This window comes from Desmospora activa DSM 45169, assembly GCF_003046315.1.
In the GTDB taxonomy this organism is placed as follows: domain Bacteria; phylum Bacillota; class Bacilli; order Thermoactinomycetales; family DSM-45169; genus Desmospora; species Desmospora activa.
Map to the genome: position 1 here is coordinate 2,210,743 of NZ_PZZP01000001.1, position 15,388 is coordinate 2,226,130.

A 15,388-nucleotide genomic window follows, 5' to 3' on the forward strand; every position below is an offset into this window, starting at 1 on the left:
GATAAAGCAACTCCATCTTTTTGATCGGTCCCGACGATTTCTCAAAAAGTTTGGCTGGAGGATGTTATCCGCTCTTCCCAGTGGGACGGATGACCCTAAATTGCAACCCGAAAAACTTCTTTGCCGAAGTGGAACAGTCCGCCTTTTCTCCCAGTGCCACCGCCCCAACCGAAAACAACCGTTTCCCTCTTTTGGAAAACGGTTGTTTGGTTATCCTAAAAATGCACCATCGCCTGTTTCACCGCACTTTCCACGGACTCAGCGGTTTGGGCCGCTTTAGCACGCACCCCCTCCGGAGCATGAGACATGGCAAAGCTAAGGCGAGGAAACGACTCAAACATGGAAACATCATTAAAAGCATCGCCGACGGTAAGGATGTTCTCAGGAGAAATATGCAAATGCTCCGCCAATATCTGAAGACCTCGTCCTTTGGATATACCCCTCGGCATCACATCCAGACAGTCCCGGTCGGAAATAAATAGATCCACTTCCTCTCTAAAACGGCTTTCCAAGCGATGTTTCAGCGGCTGCAATCTCTTCAGCTCACCAAAAAAACTAAACTTACACGGTGTCACTTCCTGCCGTAATAGGGCAGAGCCCAACTCCGGCACCAACCGTATCGGAGCAAATAAGCGAGATTCTACCGCCGCAGCCATGCCGATGCGACGATGGGTCAACAGTTCATGTTCCAGACAGACCAATTGAAACAACTCTTCCCTTTGTATCTCTTCAAATAAAGCGACTGCCAGATCCGGTGAAAACAGATGCTCAGCCAGTAACTCTCCATCCCGAGTGCGGACAAAAGCGCCGTTTTGGCTTACTCCATGAGCAGCAATCCCAATGCTGTCCATCACTTGTTCCAATTCCCGCTGCATTCGGCCCGAGGCCAGACAGAGCTGACTTCCGTTTTGAACTGCCTCTTTCAGCATCTTTCGATCCGCTTGACGCACCCGTTTTCCCTCGTCCAACAAGGTTCCATCCAAATCGGTCACAATCAATTCAATCATGCCATGCTACCTCCATAATCTCCACTTCCTGTTCCTCCAGCACTTGCCGCAGATCCGCTGGAGGTGGCTGGTCGGTCACCATTCGATCGATCGCTCCCCAATCGCACACCCGATAAAAAAAGCGACGGTTAAATTTTGTCGCATCTGCCAACACAATCACCTGACCAGCACAGCGAATCGATTCCCGGATTATTTGCCCATCCTCTTCATCGGGATAAAACACCCCTTCCGGCGTAATTCCGCTTGCACCCAAAAACGCCTTATCCACCCGATAATCCGCCAACATCGCCATCGTCGCCACTCCATATACATAGCGATGCTTGGGGTGTAGCTTTCCCCCCAACAGATGAACCGAGACACTGGGACAATCGGCCAATACAGACGCGATATCGATGGAGTTGGTCACGACTGTCACATCCTTCGCGGTAAGAGCAGCGGCGACCGCCTGTACCGTGGTGGAAGCATCCAATATCAAATGATCCCCATCCCGTACCAGACTTGCCGCCTTCTGTCCAATCGCCTCTTTCTCCCCTGCCGCCGCTTGTAACCGTTCGCGATATCCTTTTACTTCTTTATCAAGGGAGAGTGCTCCGCCGCGCGTCCGTAGAATTGCTCCCTGTTCATCCAGCTTGACCAAATCTCGCCTGGCCGTATCCCGGGACACCCCAAACTGGTCACAGATCTCCTGTACACTGATCCGATTATGCTGCTTCAGATAATCCACAATCGCCCGCAAACGTTCCTCTTGATACACCCCATCCGCCTCCTTTCCGTCGAAGTAGCATCACTTACAATCACTTATAAATTATAAGTGATTGTAAGTGATGCTGCAATAATATGCACAAAACCTTTACAAAAAAACCGCCACACTCGATGTGGCAGCTGATCAGGCAAACGATTTCTCTCTTTTCCTCCTCATCCCCAACAAGATCCGGGAAATCAAGATAAGTACAGGCAACTCAATCAACGGCCCAATAACCAGAGCGAGTGCGATCAAAGGTTGATCGGGAAAAGCGGTTAACGCAATCGCCAGGGCGATGGGAGAGTTACGTGCCAATGTAGTAAGTTGGAGACTGGCTTGATCCGCATAAGAAAGGCGAAGACTGCGAGCCACCCCATACCCCAACAAAAAGATAAGTAAAAAGTACAGCAACACCGGCAGGATTAAACCGAGCAACACTCCCGGATTTTGCAGCAACACACTCCCCTGGGAGGCAAACATCGCAACAATCGCCAAGTTGAGAAAAAGCAATTGCACCGTGCCCATGGAGGAGAGAACCTGCTCCTGAAACCACTGTTCCCCTCTGTAACGATGAACCATCCACCGGATCAGCATAGCTGCGATCCAGGGGACAACCAGAACCAAGATTACACTTTCAAACAGCAATCCTAAGTTCAGTTGATGCAATCTTCCTGTCAACAGCCATAAATAGAAAGGCAGAAGCAGCAATTGCAAAATCAAGTTCAAAGGCAACAGTGTTGTCGACAGCGCCACGTTTCCCTTTGAGATGGAGGTAAAAACCAAGTACCAGTCTGTGCAGGGCGTCACCATCAACATGGTAAACCCGATCCATAATTCTGGAGTATCCCGTAGAAATAAAAATCCCAGCCCTCCTGCCACTAGCGGAGTAATCACAAAGTTGATCACCACACTGGCTAGCGTGAAGGTCACATTCCCAAAGGCATTCCGTAACACCTTCAATGGAACCTGTAAGAACACACCCACCAACATCACCATGAGAAAGGGCAGAATCATCCACTCCATCCACAGGGAGAAACTGTCATCCTGACCCATCAACAACCCCAACAAAACAGCACCGAGAATAAGCAGCGGCTGTGCCCGTTCAAACACTCCCAAATTCGTCAAATTGGATCACCACATCCTTATCGTCAAATTACCCAATTTCTCTTTCCCTTTCACGGGCACCCTCCCTTGTACATAGTATAACTCGACAAAAAAGAGAGATCTCCAGGCCGTGTCTGATCATTTCATTTTTCGCGAGAGCTGTCTTTGAAGTCCTGTGTAAAATGGAGATGATCATGATGGGAGTGAAGCAACCAGTTGTACAAGATAAACTGCGAATGGCAAAGCTACTTAAAAAAAATTCGTTGACAAAAGCGTCCCACCCTAAGACGGTATCGTATAATCGCGAAAACCTGCAAGAGATGACAAAGAAATTTAGCATGCTTTATTTAAAGCCGATAAACGGCTGTCAATCAAAAAATATCATCCGTATCACCTCTAACCCTCAGAGCGGGTTTACCGCGATCACCGGCAAACGTAAGCAAATCCTCCCCACAGAAGAGGAACTTTATCAACAATTGAACCACTGGATCAAACAAAAAAAATATATCATTCAACAAGGGATCCATAGTATCACGCCATCTGGAGACCCTTTTGATATTCGGGCCCATGTGCTCAAAGTCGCCAAAAAATGGATCGTTTGTGGAGTCGCAGGCAGGATCGCTCCTCCAGAGGGAATTGTCACCTCATATCGACACGGTGGAACTTCTACCCGGCTTAATCACTTATTTGAAACTCTCAAATACGATCAAAAGAGCGATCAGAAAGTGAGAAAAAAAATAAAAAAATTGGTTCTAACGATTGCAAAGGTAGTCAATGACCGATACCCAGCTAAAAAAGAGTTTGCGATTGATTTGGGGTTGGATCAGGATAAAAATATTTGGATCTATGAGGTCAACTATATGAAGCCAGCCATCAATACCTTTCGCAAAGCAGATCCCAAAATATATCGACGGATTCTCAAATTGCGTAAACGAGCAATCAAATATAACACAAAAACGAAAGCTAAATCAGCATAGAAAAAATTGTATATCGAGGGTGGAATTATATAATGACCACCTGAAAAACCTTCGCTATCCTAAGAATTAGAGGGGAGAGCATTTAACCTCTTGTTCTTTGGTGCCTTCACCTCGGGAGAGGGTGAAGGTTTTTTTGCAAAAAAAAGAGACCGGGTGGGATCTCCCCTTTCCCGGCCTCTTTTTATGAAGGGATCTATATAAAGGTCCTGGTCCACTATTATTCTACCTCTCTCCACACACATGGGAAATCATCTAAAATCCTTATTTTCCTTTTAGCACAAAAGTTAGGTTATATGCAATGATCATCATACCCGTCCCTCACCCCATTTTTTTAAAAGCCTCCGCCAGCGCTCCGATTTGACTCGGCAAATCCCTGCTATATCAACGTTTATACAATTTAATCTCATTTTGGCCGACCACTTTTACAGTTATAATTACATTGTACTATCCATAAAAATTGTTAAGCGCCTTACTCCTTACCGGCGGCAATCTGTAGCTACGCTTACTCAGGCAGACGCCACCGGGTAACCGAGCCGGAAATCACTGTGCCAGGATTCGTTTTCTATTGTAAAATCCCCCGTCGACGACGAGGGACTTTACAATCACTGTACAACTTCATGGTATAGCGGTTGCAATTTTTGCTGTACTTCGTTTAACTCTTGCTTACCCTCTGGGGTAATCTGATAATCCTGCCCCTGCGCGGATAAAAAATGCTCCTGCTGCAAATGTTGCAGATGCTGCTGAACGATTTGCTCATCCACTTGATACCCATGCCGTCCCAATTCCGACTGCATACGTTGAGCGGTGATCCCTTGTTGATTGGCATGATACAACAAGTGGATGCGAATAAATGGATTTTGAAAACCAGCGTGCATCAAGATCCCTCCTTATTTTTCCACGCCTTAGTCTGGATATCTACAGGGGGTCTATACATAGAAATTTAAAATTGCTCAATTTAGTTGGGCCTTGGCAGATGATCATACGACCGGTTATTGAATCATCTGGGTGAAAAGCGTAGAATAGCTTCAATCGTTCTTAGCGGAGGGAACCAATATGCATCTTTTTTTCTTGGGGTTTGCGCTTGCCGCTTCCCCTGGACCCGATTTTTTGTTGATGGCAAAACACACACTTACACACGGTCGACGTTATGGGTTTCTCACATTAGCCGGCAATCGACTCAGTTTTACTCTCCATATCGCCTTTGCCCTGATGGGCTTGTCCGTAATCCTGCAACAATCAGCCGTATTGTTCTCGATCATAAAAACCCTTGGAGCTTTGTATCTGATTTACCTGGGTCTCATGAGCCTGATTAACTTTCGTCATAAAAAGATTCAAATTCGTTCCGACAAACACGAACTGACTCCGTTAAAAGCGTTTCAAAGCGGCTTTTTAAGCAATTTTCTCAATCCAAAAGTAAGCCTCTTTTTCCTTAGTATATTCCCTCAATTCACCAACACCGAGTACCTGACCGATCACCCCATGTGGGTGGCCACCATCTTCTTCTTGGGAAATTGTTGTTGGTATGTTCCTGTCATCTTTATGATCGGCTTCAACAAGGTACGACAAGCCCTCACCCGGTTCCAACGAACATTGGATCTCGCATTTGGAGTCTTTTTTGTGCTTGTTGGGTTATCTATGATCAGCGAAGAGATTACAAAAGCGAAAGATAAACTATTGGAATCCACTAATCATTATATTTTCAGGATTTCAACTTAAAGAGAGTTTTCCCGAGATACGAGATCTCCTTATGCGTAGGGAGACCGCGGGTTACTTAAATCCATACATCGTTTTCCGCAGTCAGATCCCCTTTTGCATAACCTTTAGGCGATTCCAAGAAAGGAAATAAAAGCAACATTCAGACGAATCACTTCCTCTTCCAGGCTTAAAGGCTGCTTTCGTGGTCGTCCTCTTCCTACTCCCATTTCTTTTCCACGCTTTTCCTCCAGACCTACCCAACCCTCATCTCACAATCTTGTCGCATGAAAGGTCTTCTTGCAATGGCACAATAACTGTTTCCTTTCAGACTATTCTTTCACTGCCAATATGGTTTATTTCCATTGTATAGGTCTTTCGTATTTTTCCCATGAGAAAATCCCCTCCAGGTTAACAGTATCCGGCTTGCTTTTTACTGTCTACCTAAAGGGGATAATATCATACTTCCCTCCCGGTTTTTTTGTGCCATTTATCGTGCACTTGAACACCAGTGGAGATTGGAGTTTTCCCGTGTGATATTGCGATTGGCGATGTTCGAACCGACGCAAGGGCTCCAACGGATGTCAGTATTTCGTACGGTCAAGTTTTGTAGGGTGATGTCCCGTGACGGTGGAAATTCGTCCCGGGCGGCGATTCGGATTTCACCGCCACCATCCACAGTGCCGGACTGACGAGCAATGTTTACGTTGTAACAGTTCTCAATCAAAATGGCGTTGCCGCCGGTACGCTGGATATCCACCTGATTGATCTCAACACCTCCGCTTTCGGAAACGCAGAAAATTCCTCGACCGCCGCCGACGGCTTTGACGCTACCGATGCGGATGTTGGTGGGATAGCTGTCTCCCACACGGCCATTACGATTTGCAAATCGCAACGCAGCGTAACCCGTGCCGGTACCAGCACCGTCAGCGTCGATCCTGTCCACGGTGGCATTGATGGTGTCGTTTAGAAGCAATCCTGAACCACCTGTGTTGCGCGCTGTCACTCTATTGATGGTTAGACCGTCCACCCCATACGTTTCCACTCCGTGTGAACCTGTTCCAGAAACATACACCTGATCGATATGGATGTTGCGCGAACGGACGCTGCGGTCACCATGATTGTCGATACGGACACCCAGACCGCTGGAGACGCGGATTCCGATATCCCCGAGAACGACATTTTCAACGTTACGCATAAAGATCCCATATAAGGGACCGCCGGTTATGTTTAGATAGCGTACCTCAATATCCCGTACACCCCGGGCATAAATGGGAGCGTTATCACCAGAGCCGGAACCGCTTACATGAATGGTCCCGCAAACATCGATTCCCGTGTAGCTGCGCAACGAGATTCGTGAATTGGCACTCATGGAACCATCACCGCGCACCAGTACCCACTCTTTGGAAGTTCGTCCCGAGGAGAGACTGTCGATTGCAGCTTGTACCGCCGCCACCATATCACTGCCGCTGTATACGGTTCTACTACCGTTACGTGCGGTCCAGGTGCTGCCGCTGTTGGTTACTTCCGCGTTATAAGAGGGGCGGTCGCCGCAAGCGGCAAAAGCGGGTTGCTCATAGCCCACTAAGATCATCGAAACGATCAGCGCAATAATCGTCATGCCTACGACACCTTTCAAACATCGACGCCATCGAGATACATCCGCTTTCCACATGTTCTTAACTAACCTCCTTATTGGTCTGGTGCATCAATGGCGGTAGGCCATCTCCGCCATACGTGGGATTACTCGTGTTTTACCAACTATTTTCTGTCGTTTTGTTCACATCCTGTTAAATATGTCAGCTCTCACTCGTACAAGCAATCTCCCTCGTTTATGAACCTGTTTGGGCATGAGAAAGCAACCGATGAAAAATTGACAACAACAGGCCCACACTCAAAAACAAAGGAGAGTGCTTCCTTTTTTAATTGACTGAAAATACAATCAAATATCATTACAAAATTAATTCTACACGACACACCTTATCGCCTTTTCTTTTCATAAAAAAATGGCCAGGTTTTATCTCTGTCTGGAGATATATAATCATCCAGAGATGCTCATGATAAAGAAAATAACAATCATTTTTGTCATTCTTCAAAGGAGGAAATGGTTATATCTATATCTACACGAATCGGGATCCTGCCAGTATCGCTCCTGTTCATTGCTTCAATCGGAGTCTTTAATCACGTTATCCTTTTACCATCTATCCTGGAAAAAGCCGGACGAGATGCCTGGATATCTGTTTTGCTAACGGGCATTCTTTATGTTCTGTGGCTCTTACTTCTCGGTCGGGAACTATCCAAAACGGATAATATTCCCGTCATTAAGCATATTGAAGACGGGATTGGTCGATTACCTGCGCTCCTAATACGTCTTTTGCTGAGTGGGATTTTGTTTCTTAACACGTATATTACGTTAAAAGACACTGTAACGTGGACGCAGGTCTCGTACCTCGTAGAAACGCCCACCAGCGTCATTCTGATCCTATTCGCCTCTCTCTGCTTGGTCGCAGCTGCGTTGGGTTTGGAGTCGATTGCCATTGCCAATGGAATACTCCTGCCTTTTGTGATTTTATTTGGCATCTTTGTGGCGTCAGGTAATTTCCCTAAAAAGGATTATTCCCTGCTGTGGCCCGTTCTTCAACACGGTCCCATGCCGATTCTGAAAGGGATGCTGTATTCAGGTATCGGATTGGCGGAAGTTATTTATATCCTGTTTATTCGCCACTATTTTAGTGGTCCGATGAAACGTCTACAACTCGTGATTACGGGTGTTATTCTCGTTATGCTTACTTTTGGGCCTTTGACAGGATCGATTGCAATTTTTGGACCAGAGACGGCGGCCGAACAACGTTATCCTGCCTTTGAACAATGGCAGATGTTTTCCCTCGGGGGATATGTAGAACACGTCGATTTTCTATCCATTTATCAATGGCTTACCGGTTCATTAATCCGTATTTCCTTCGGGTTGTGGTTGTTAGTGGATATATGGGGAATAAGAAAACGCCGTGCACGCATCGGATCATTGGGAGGATTAATGATAATTCTGTTGATTTTATGCCGTTATCCTTCCAGCGATATTACTTTTTGGAATCAAGTCGTCAATGTGTGGTCCCCGCTTTCCTTCGCCGCATTAGTGTTGTTGACGTTGCTCAGCCTTGTATTTCTCGCAATCGGAAAAAGAAGGTCATCGAACCATAAGGAGAAAATAGTGACATGAAACGACGTCGGCTCTACCGCGACAAGCGGCCGAAAACAAAGACTTTCCCGAAATCAGCTGATCCATCGACCATTGCTGCCGATTTAGATGCAGTGGAGATTTGGCTGAAGGAGCAGTTAAATTCCCACGATGATGTCCATTTTCAACGCCGGGAATGGCCGAATTTAAGGGAAAAGGCGGCTGTCCTGCTTGTTTATTGCCAAGGAATGAGTAGTCAGGAAAAGGTTAACCGCGAGGCAATCCCAGCCTTAATCCGCTGGTTTGAACAAGGGGCAAATCCAAGTGGGAAGGGATTAGGTTTCGAACCCGTGCATACACTGGGATCCATCGAAGCCGCAGTGGACCGCATCTTTCAAGGAGAGCTGGTCGTTTTCATCGATGGGTGGGATCGTGCTCTTAGTCTGGATGTAGCAGATCCACCACAACGCCAGACAGAGGAAAGCCCTATAGAGCCAACTGTGCGCGGAGCACGAGACGCGTTTACCGAATCGGTCGTCACCAATGTTTCACTGATCCGAAAACGATTGCGTGGACCTTCCCTTTGTATGGAACAGTTGACGGTGGGCAAGCGAAGTCATACTTCCGTGGCTTTGATGTATATAAGGGACGTAATCCGTCCCGATGTGATAGAAGCTCTTCGTTCGCGGATAAAGGAATTGGAGTTGGACGATCTTGATTCCAGCGCTTCACTAGAAAAATGGCTGATCCAGCCCTCTATGAATTTTTTTCCCGTGTTAGACTACACTGCCCGCCCAGACTTTGTAACTGCTGCCTTGTTGCGCGGGCGTGCCTGTTTAGTGGTAGACGGCTCCCCCTCGGTGCTGATCGCCCCAATCCAGTTAATGGAGTTATTGAAAAGCGGGGAGGATAATCAGTTTTCTTCGATATTTATCCCTTTCCAATTTGCCCTTCGGTGGATCGGTTTATTTATCGCCGTATTTCTGCCGGGATTTTATGTTGCTTTGACCTCCTTTCATCAGGATCAAATCCCATTTCCCCTTCTGTCTACTTTTGTCCAATCTACTCAGGGCGTTCCATTCCCCACTCCACTGGAAGTATTTATCATGCTCGTGCTCTTTGAGTTGTTCAAAGAGGCCGGATTACGGCTGCCCAGTCCGATCGGACAGACTTTATCCGTGGTGGGAGGCTTGATAATCGGAGATGCGTCGATCCGCTCCGGTTTGACTAGCCCCAGTACAGTGGTAGCGATAGCCATTGCTGTCGTGGCCAGCTTCACCCTCGATAATCTTAATCTAAACGGAGCAGTCAGTTTACTACGAATGGGCGTTCTTTTATTCTCGTCTCTCTTTGGTTTATTGGGTTTTTTTGTCATTTTGTTCACGATCACTCTTTATCTGTCCTGGTTAAAACCCTTCGGTCTTCCTTATCTCGCCCCGATCTCTCCTCTGTCATGGAAAGATCTTCTTCAGGGGTGTTTCGGACACCGAATGCTGTCCAGGCGTCCTTCGATATTAAAACCCAGAGACACAACCCGGGCGAGAGAAAGGGGCAACCAAAGATGAAAATACTACGTGTATTGCTGGTTCTGATGGGCATCACATCGCTGCTAGTGGCGTCCGGGTGTTGGAACTACAAAGAGATGTCGAATCTGTATTACATCACTGCAGTCGGCATCGATTGGAACCGAGGGGCTTACGATATATACGCTCAGATTAGTGATTTTAGCACTGTCGCAGGACCGGAAGGAGAAGGTAACGGCGATTCAACAAAACGTTTTTGGACCGTGCATGGACGTGGAATCACGTTGGATGCAGCGGCTCATGACTTATATGCCCACGTTGACGGCTATATACGCTGGGGACATGTTACAGTGATCCTACTTTCAGAACGGGTTCTAAAACACGGCTTCAGGGATATAATCGATCTATGGAATCGCTTTTATGAAAATCGTTATACCCCCTGGGTTTTTGCAACAGACGAATCCCTGACCAAAATATTAACCAATCCTCCTGTCGTTTTTGATTCGCCACTCAACATGCAATTGCAGAATCCTTACTCCGAGTATCAGCAGCGATCGTACATTCCACCTGTACGCTATTTCGAATGGGTCCGAAACATTCGAGAACCTGGCAGAACTCAAAATATCCCCGGGCTTCGAATGGTGGGGGAATGGATGACCCACAAAGGAAAACGGGCAACGATGCTAGAAATTGATCATATTTACAACACCCACAAACACCATATGTTGGCGAAGATGGAAGCATCCGATCTGATGGGAATGCGCTGGATAACTCCGCAAATGATCCAGTCTCATCTTAACCTTCAGAAAGACGGTCAATCCGTCGCCGACCTAATCGTGAAAAATCCAAAAGTGCAGATCACTCCATATGTAGGAAAAAACGGTTATCCTCGATATGATATTGATGTAGACGCGGAGGCGACGATCATTAGTTTAAAAAAACCACTCAGTCTGGAAAAGATAAAGAGGCTATCCCAGCAAACGATTGCCGATCAAATTCATTTCACTCAACGGCAGGCTTTATCCAAACGATGCGATGTTTATAACTTGTCTTATCACTTTTTTTATCAAAACCCCAAAGCCTGGAATCAATTAAACAAGAAAGGGAAGATGATCCTCCGTACCAATTCTCTAGGGAAGATTAAGGTAGAAGTCAAGATCACAACAAGTGGTAAGTCTAAGATTCACACGATGAGCAAGAAATAATTATGCGTGGTGTAAAACGGAAAACGTAAAGAAAGCTCCTGTGTACTTAATGCCACCTATAAGTCCAGACAATTATGCGGCAAATGAAGCGAAAGATTTTCGAAAAAGCTAAGTTAGACCCCTCAAAATCGGGAGGGTTTTCCCTCTAGTGAGTCTGCTGCCACCGCCGCTGCCTCATCGTCTACCATCTCGATCTTTAACTGTTTGCCAAACGTTCGCGCAATCTTATTTAGGTATTCAGCTGATATATTTTCCATATTTTTATCCGACTGATAACGCTTTGTGTAGTCCCTAGCCGCTCGGCCAAGTCTTTCTGTGTCGGATTACTCAATTATGTAATAATATTGTTGCACCCATGAAAAAGCACCCGGGTGGGTGCCTATCGAATGATGCCCTATAAATTAAGACCCAAGAATTTTCTTCTTCTGATCCTGAAACTCTTCTTCCGTCAAGATCCCTTGATTTTTTAACTCAGCCAGTTGTTTGAGTTGTTCCACCGGACTAGAATACCCCCCCGATGGTTGAGGATTAGTTGTTTCGTTCTCTTTCGCCTGTTCAATGTGATTCCGTACCCACTCGGCGAATGAGCGGACGGCCATTTTGTCCACTTGCCCTATTTTCCCCTTATTCCCGCTTGCATAAAAGGTCAATTCACCGAAGATAATTCCCGTCGTATACTGGATAGAAGAAATCTTATCATATGGGAAATCCTCCACCGTCAACGAAAAAAAGCCCTTGTCAATAAAAATAAGACGTTTGTTGGTAGCGACTAGTATTCCTTGCTTGTGTTGATAAACACCTTGAACTGCTTTTTCGGGAATCTCGTTTTCCCAAAGAATCCCCGGCAATTCTTTAATCTCTTTCCGAACCAACCACTTGAAATCGAGATTTTTTATAGCCTCTTCCAGCTTCTGATTTGACACTTTCATCTCCTCCCTTCTCTAATATTCGCAATCGAAATGTTTTTTCCTGTCGTAATTTGCAAACAAATGGAGAGGGTTAGAGAATATCCAATTAATAATTGACAAGGAGACCTCTTAATTGCTTCTTAGAAAAATTGCATCAGCCTCAATACTTCTTTTATTAACAACGTTCTTCTTCTTTTTCGGATTAGGATCAAACTACCATTATTTCTGGGTATTTGTGTTGTTTTCAGCGTTATTTATATTTACCTATGGAATACTAACATCTTTTTTAGCTGATAAATTTGCCAAGGGAAACATATGGTTATCACTTTTATACCATGCTATAGCTGGTTTTATATTTCCAATTGTTATTTTAACATTAAGCGGCGATCTCCGATTATCAATCTTATTAAGACCAGAAATTCATCCTTTTGTCTTTTTTGCCTTGTTGTTTTGGTTTATTGATCAAATGGCAAAAAGATTCATCAAAGCATAATAAAAACCGGCATTTTTATGGTCGATTATGATTAATGACAAAGTCTTGCGTCGAAAAGCGACAAGGCTTTTTTTATCCACGAAAATGAGTGAGGAAAGGGAAAATGGCCCGTTTTGTGATCCCCTGTTCCTTTTTTCGAGAGCAACTCCATTTTAAAATCGCCTGCTATCCAGACCGTAACAATCGGCGCGGAGTTACCCCATCCAAATTCATCTTTTAAATCGACGTAAAAAAAAGGGCTGCTGACCTTTGTCAACAGCCTCGGGAAGGTCCGTTATATGAAATCCTCCGCTTCTCTTTATGTAGTTGAATAGGGGGGGAAGAGTCACTAAGATCCCACGCGATAAAATTCATGAAAAAGCTTAATCAACGCACGCTTTTCGATACGGGAAACATAGGAACGAGAGATACCTAAGGCCTTCGCAATTTCCCGCTGCGTCTTCTCCTCCAATCCATCCAAGCCAAAGCGATTCCGTATCACTTCCTGCTCTCGTTCATCCAAAATATACAGATGGTTGTATATTTTCTTCTTCTCAATTTTAAGCTGTACCTCTTCCACGATCTCATCGCGATCGGTTCCCAGAATGTCAATCAGAGTGATTTCGTTCCCCCTCACCCTTTATCTGTATGTGAAAGCCGGGGTGTTCCCCCCGGCCCCTCTCTATGTATATATAAGGTCTTGGTCTCTGTCTCTATTTTACCATTTTACAGAAAGGAGGAAAAAATAATTTTCCACATTCATCCACATTGGTACTTATTGATACGTATCCAGGCGTATTTAACAATAATTGACATCTCAAATCTAAACATATTATTATTCAACTCGTCAGACGCACAGAAAGGAGCGAAGCGAGGTGGTAGTTGATCAAGAGACAAGCCGTTTGATCACGGTAAACGAAGCGGCTGAACGATTGTCGCTCAAACCGGATACAGTTCGGAAGTGGTTGCGTACTGGTCAACTTGAAGGTGTAAAACTGAAACGGGTATGGCGTGTTCGTGATTCGGACATTGAAAAGATCATTCAAGACGGAAGATAAAAGAAAGTAGTTGGATACGTGAAAAATTGGGGATGGACTTTATTTTTGTTATCACCGTTGATACTACTGTTTTTTCTATTGTGGTTGAGGGGCTAAACCGGTTCTAAGATGGAAGAACGCCGAAGTCTCACCTTTTTGGTTGGGTCTACTTGGGTATAGCCCTTGTCCTGAAGGAACGCCCAAAAAGATTTAAGAACAGCTAGGCGCTTATGGATGTTGACGGCGACAGTCGGTCCACCATCGCCATGTGACTTCTCCAATAATGTAGGTGAAAGGATCAAATGAGATTAGGGACCGATGATGACGGCCTTCTTTTTTGCGCCTTCGTATTGTCTATAAAAAAAGGGCCGGGCAAATCCCCAGACCCTGTTGAATGATCGGTCAATCAAGATCGCTCAAGTACCGGGTGGTGAGACCCGTAAAACCATACGTACTGTCTCCAAACAACCCATCACGAAAATTAAGCAGATGACTGTGTTGGAAGCCAATTAGAAACCCTTTGTTGGTAACTCGAATGCCTGGCTCCATGACATGAGGGCCTTTTGCAGTTTCTGTATTTAATGTGATTATATTTGCCCAACAAGCGATATCTTCAACACTCAGATCTGAACAATCACGAATCCTAGACTCTCTCGTGTTAATCGTCCAAGTGACAGAAGGGACTAAACCAGATAAACTGACATCGAATGATGACTCTTCAGGAGTGGTATTCGGAGCATAAGAAATGATCTCTGGGCGCTCCCAAATTTCCTCCGTGCTGGAATACGAAGTTACCACCCCCGTTTGCCACGATGCCCTCGGTACAACCTGGTTAAAGTATTTTACATCCCAAACAGAAACTTCTTCCCCATCCATATCTATGGCCTTCCCGTGCCGTGTGTAGGTTACATTGCTTGCAAATGCCGACTAACTCACCACCATGATAAAAGTACCATTCGTAATTATCCACATAGGTAGGTGCATCATCCTCCTCCATCGTACCCATGCTTTGTTTTCGCTGAACCGACTTTTTTTGGGCCCACTTCTCTAAAGCCTGAAGAGTCACTTTACTCTTGTTTGTCAAAAAAAGTCGGTATGCACTTTCCCGTTTCTCTTATAAAGCCCTACACCGACGAGATTGGATTGATGTCCTTTCTGCTCCTCAATCTTGAGGGAACCAGGAATCTTGTCGTTAATTTGATCGGCTTGAAAGGAGTTCCCTTTATTGTGGAGGAAAACATATTCGCCCTGGTGGACTTCTGGTTGCCCCTTCTGTTTGTTCAGTTCAAATTCCCGAACAGAGTCTTGAGCTTGAGCTTGTACCGACCCTCCTGGAAAAGACAATCCCACAACCATGACCATCCCTAAAAGCGACACGATAACGGATTTTATCTTCCTATTTTACAAAATATTTCACCCTTTCCTATTTTTCCGTACTATTATAACGTGATCTACCGAAAAACAAAAGGTGTAAGTTTTTTTCTTGTTAACCGTTTACAGGGGTACCAAGTTAACCAATACGCTGTACTCTTCCTCACTGATTAAC

At 45.4% G+C, this 15,388-nt stretch carries 15 protein-coding genes and 1 pseudogene; 7 read left to right on the plus strand and 9 right to left on the minus strand.

Annotated features, from left to right (window positions below):
• Positions 1 to 215 precede the first annotated feature (215 nt).
• From C8J48_RS10720 to C8J48_RS10730, 3 genes are all read right to left on the minus strand, one after another.
• Entirely contained in the window at positions 216 to 1,007 is a 792-nt protein-coding gene (locus tag C8J48_RS10720; protein WP_107726655.1) for an HAD family hydrolase, read from the minus strand.
• Positions 1,000 to 1,761 (minus strand): DeoR/GlpR family DNA-binding transcription regulator, encoded by a 762-nt coding sequence (locus C8J48_RS10725; RefSeq protein WP_107726656.1) that lies wholly within the window; start codon positions 1,759 to 1,761, stop codon positions 1,000 to 1,002. The genes C8J48_RS10720 and C8J48_RS10725 overlap by 8 nt, the downstream gene beginning before the upstream one ends.
• 132 nt (positions 1,762 to 1,893) lie before the next feature.
• Positions 1,894 to 2,865 (minus strand): arsenic resistance protein, encoded by a 972-nt coding sequence (locus tag C8J48_RS10730; protein ID WP_107727703.1) that lies wholly within the window; start codon positions 2,863 to 2,865, stop codon positions 1,894 to 1,896.
• A 185-nt stretch (positions 2,866 to 3,050) separates the two neighbouring features.
• On the opposite strand from C8J48_RS10730, the gene C8J48_RS10735 reads away from it, so the two are divergent.
• A complete protein-coding gene (locus C8J48_RS10735; protein WP_170105380.1) occupies positions 3,051 to 3,830 on the plus strand; it encodes a YheC/YheD family protein in 780 nt (259 codons plus the stop codon).
• A 602-nt stretch (positions 3,831 to 4,432) separates the two neighbouring features.
• Here C8J48_RS10735 and C8J48_RS10740 read toward each other — a convergent pair.
• Entirely contained in the window at positions 4,433 to 4,705 is a 273-nt protein-coding gene (locus tag C8J48_RS10740; protein WP_107726661.1) for a winged-helix domain-containing protein, read from the minus strand.
• A 178-nt stretch (positions 4,706 to 4,883) separates the two neighbouring features.
• Between C8J48_RS10740 and C8J48_RS10745 the strand changes: the two genes are divergently transcribed.
• On the plus strand, positions 4,884 to 5,546 hold the full coding sequence (locus tag C8J48_RS10745; protein ID WP_107726663.1) for a LysE family translocator: 663 nt from the start codon (positions 4,884 to 4,886) through the stop codon (positions 5,544 to 5,546).
• A 466-nt stretch (positions 5,547 to 6,012) separates the two neighbouring features.
• Here C8J48_RS10745 and C8J48_RS10750 read toward each other — a convergent pair whose 3' ends face one another.
• A complete protein-coding gene (locus C8J48_RS10750) occupies positions 6,013 to 7,143 on the minus strand; it encodes a hypothetical protein (protein ID WP_107727704.1) in 1,131 nt (376 codons plus the stop codon).
• Positions 7,144 to 7,626: 483 nt separating this feature from the next.
• On the opposite strand from C8J48_RS10750, the gene C8J48_RS10755 reads away from it, so the two are divergent.
• The 3 genes from C8J48_RS10755 to C8J48_RS10765 are packed head-to-tail and all read left to right on the plus strand — an operon-like array spanning position 7,627 to position 11,425.
• A complete protein-coding gene (locus C8J48_RS10755; RefSeq protein ID WP_107726665.1) occupies positions 7,627 to 8,739 on the plus strand; it encodes an endospore germination permease in 1,113 nt (370 codons plus the stop codon).
• Positions 8,736 to 10,262, plus strand: a complete 1,527-nt coding sequence (locus C8J48_RS10760) for a spore germination protein (protein ID WP_107726666.1) — start codon at positions 8,736 to 8,738, stop codon at positions 10,260 to 10,262. Before C8J48_RS10755 ends, C8J48_RS10760 begins: the two co-directional genes overlap by 4 nt.
• Positions 10,259 to 11,425, plus strand: a complete 1,167-nt coding sequence (locus C8J48_RS10765; protein WP_170105382.1) for a Ger(x)C family spore germination protein — start codon at positions 10,259 to 10,261, stop codon at positions 11,423 to 11,425. Before C8J48_RS10760 ends, C8J48_RS10765 begins: the two co-directional genes overlap by 4 nt.
• 122 nt (positions 11,426 to 11,547) lie before the next feature.
• Here the strand turns inward: C8J48_RS10765 and C8J48_RS19210 are convergent, their stop codons facing one another.
• Both C8J48_RS19210 and C8J48_RS10770 read right to left on the minus strand, forming a co-directional pair.
• Complete coding sequence (locus C8J48_RS19210) at positions 11,548 to 11,682, minus strand: hypothetical protein (protein ID WP_281261202.1); 135 nt, start codon at positions 11,680 to 11,682, stop codon at positions 11,548 to 11,550.
• Between the two features lie 144 nt (positions 11,683 to 11,826).
• Positions 11,827 to 12,354: a PH domain-containing protein gene (locus C8J48_RS10770; protein ID WP_107727705.1), complete on the minus strand. Its 528-nt coding sequence runs from the start codon at positions 12,352 to 12,354 to the stop codon at positions 11,827 to 11,829.
• A gap of 112 nt (positions 12,355 to 12,466) precedes the next feature.
• Between C8J48_RS10770 and C8J48_RS10775 the strand changes: the two genes are divergently transcribed.
• Positions 12,467 to 12,826: a hypothetical protein gene (locus C8J48_RS10775; protein WP_107726670.1), complete on the plus strand. Its 360-nt coding sequence runs from the start codon at positions 12,467 to 12,469 to the stop codon at positions 12,824 to 12,826.
• Between the two features lie 328 nt (positions 12,827 to 13,154).
• Here the strand turns inward: C8J48_RS10775 and C8J48_RS10780 are convergent.
• Positions 13,155 to 13,436, minus strand: a pseudogene (locus C8J48_RS10780) (sigma-70 family RNA polymerase sigma factor); the annotation flags it as partial.
• 244 nt (positions 13,437 to 13,680) lie between these two features.
• Here C8J48_RS10780 and C8J48_RS10785 point away from each other — a divergent pair.
• Entirely contained in the window at positions 13,681 to 13,863 is a 183-nt protein-coding gene (locus tag C8J48_RS10785; RefSeq protein ID WP_107726672.1) for a helix-turn-helix domain-containing protein, read from the plus strand.
• Positions 13,864 to 14,244: 381 nt separating this feature from the next.
• On the opposite strand, the gene C8J48_RS10790 is transcribed toward C8J48_RS10785, so the two are convergent.
• Entirely contained in the window at positions 14,245 to 14,718 is a 474-nt protein-coding gene (locus C8J48_RS10790; protein ID WP_107726674.1) for a hypothetical protein, read from the minus strand.
• Between the last annotated feature and the right edge of the window lie 670 nt (positions 14,719 to 15,388).

Bases quoted from the DNA above. Each gene is read 5' to 3' on its own strand.
- C8J48_RS10770 (WP_107727705.1), bottom strand. From the start codon at position 12,354: ATGAAAGTGTCAAATCAGAAGCTGGAAGAGGCTATAAAAAATCTCGAT.
- C8J48_RS10740 (WP_107726661.1), bottom strand. From the start codon at position 4,705: ATGCACGCTGGTTTTCAAAATCCATTTATTCGCATCCACTTGTTGTAT.
- C8J48_RS10750 (WP_107727704.1), bottom strand. From the start codon at position 7,143: ATGACGATTATTGCGCTGATCGTTTCGATGATCTTAGTGGGCTATGAG.
- C8J48_RS10755 (WP_107726665.1), top strand. From the start codon at position 7,627: ATGGTTATATCTATATCTACACGAATCGGGATCCTGCCAGTATCGCTC.
- C8J48_RS10765 (WP_170105382.1), top strand. From the start codon at position 10,259: ATGAAAATACTACGTGTATTGCTGGTTCTGATGGGCATCACATCGCTG.
- C8J48_RS10745 (WP_107726663.1), top strand. From the start codon at position 4,884: ATGCATCTTTTTTTCTTGGGGTTTGCGCTTGCCGCTTCCCCTGGACCC.
- C8J48_RS19210 (WP_281261202.1), bottom strand. From the start codon at position 11,682: ATGGAAAATATATCAGCTGAATACCTAAATAAGATTGCGCGAACGTTT.
- C8J48_RS10790 (WP_107726674.1), bottom strand. From the start codon at position 14,718: ATGGATGGGGAAGAAGTTTCTGTTTGGGATGTAAAATACTTTAACCAG.
- C8J48_RS10735 (WP_170105380.1), top strand. From the start codon at position 3,051: ATGGGAGTGAAGCAACCAGTTGTACAAGATAAACTGCGAATGGCAAAG.
- C8J48_RS10760 (WP_107726666.1), top strand. From the start codon at position 8,736: ATGAAACGACGTCGGCTCTACCGCGACAAGCGGCCGAAAACAAAGACT.
- C8J48_RS10720 (WP_107726655.1), bottom strand. From the start codon at position 1,007: ATGATTGAATTGATTGTGACCGATTTGGATGGAACCTTGTTGGACGAG.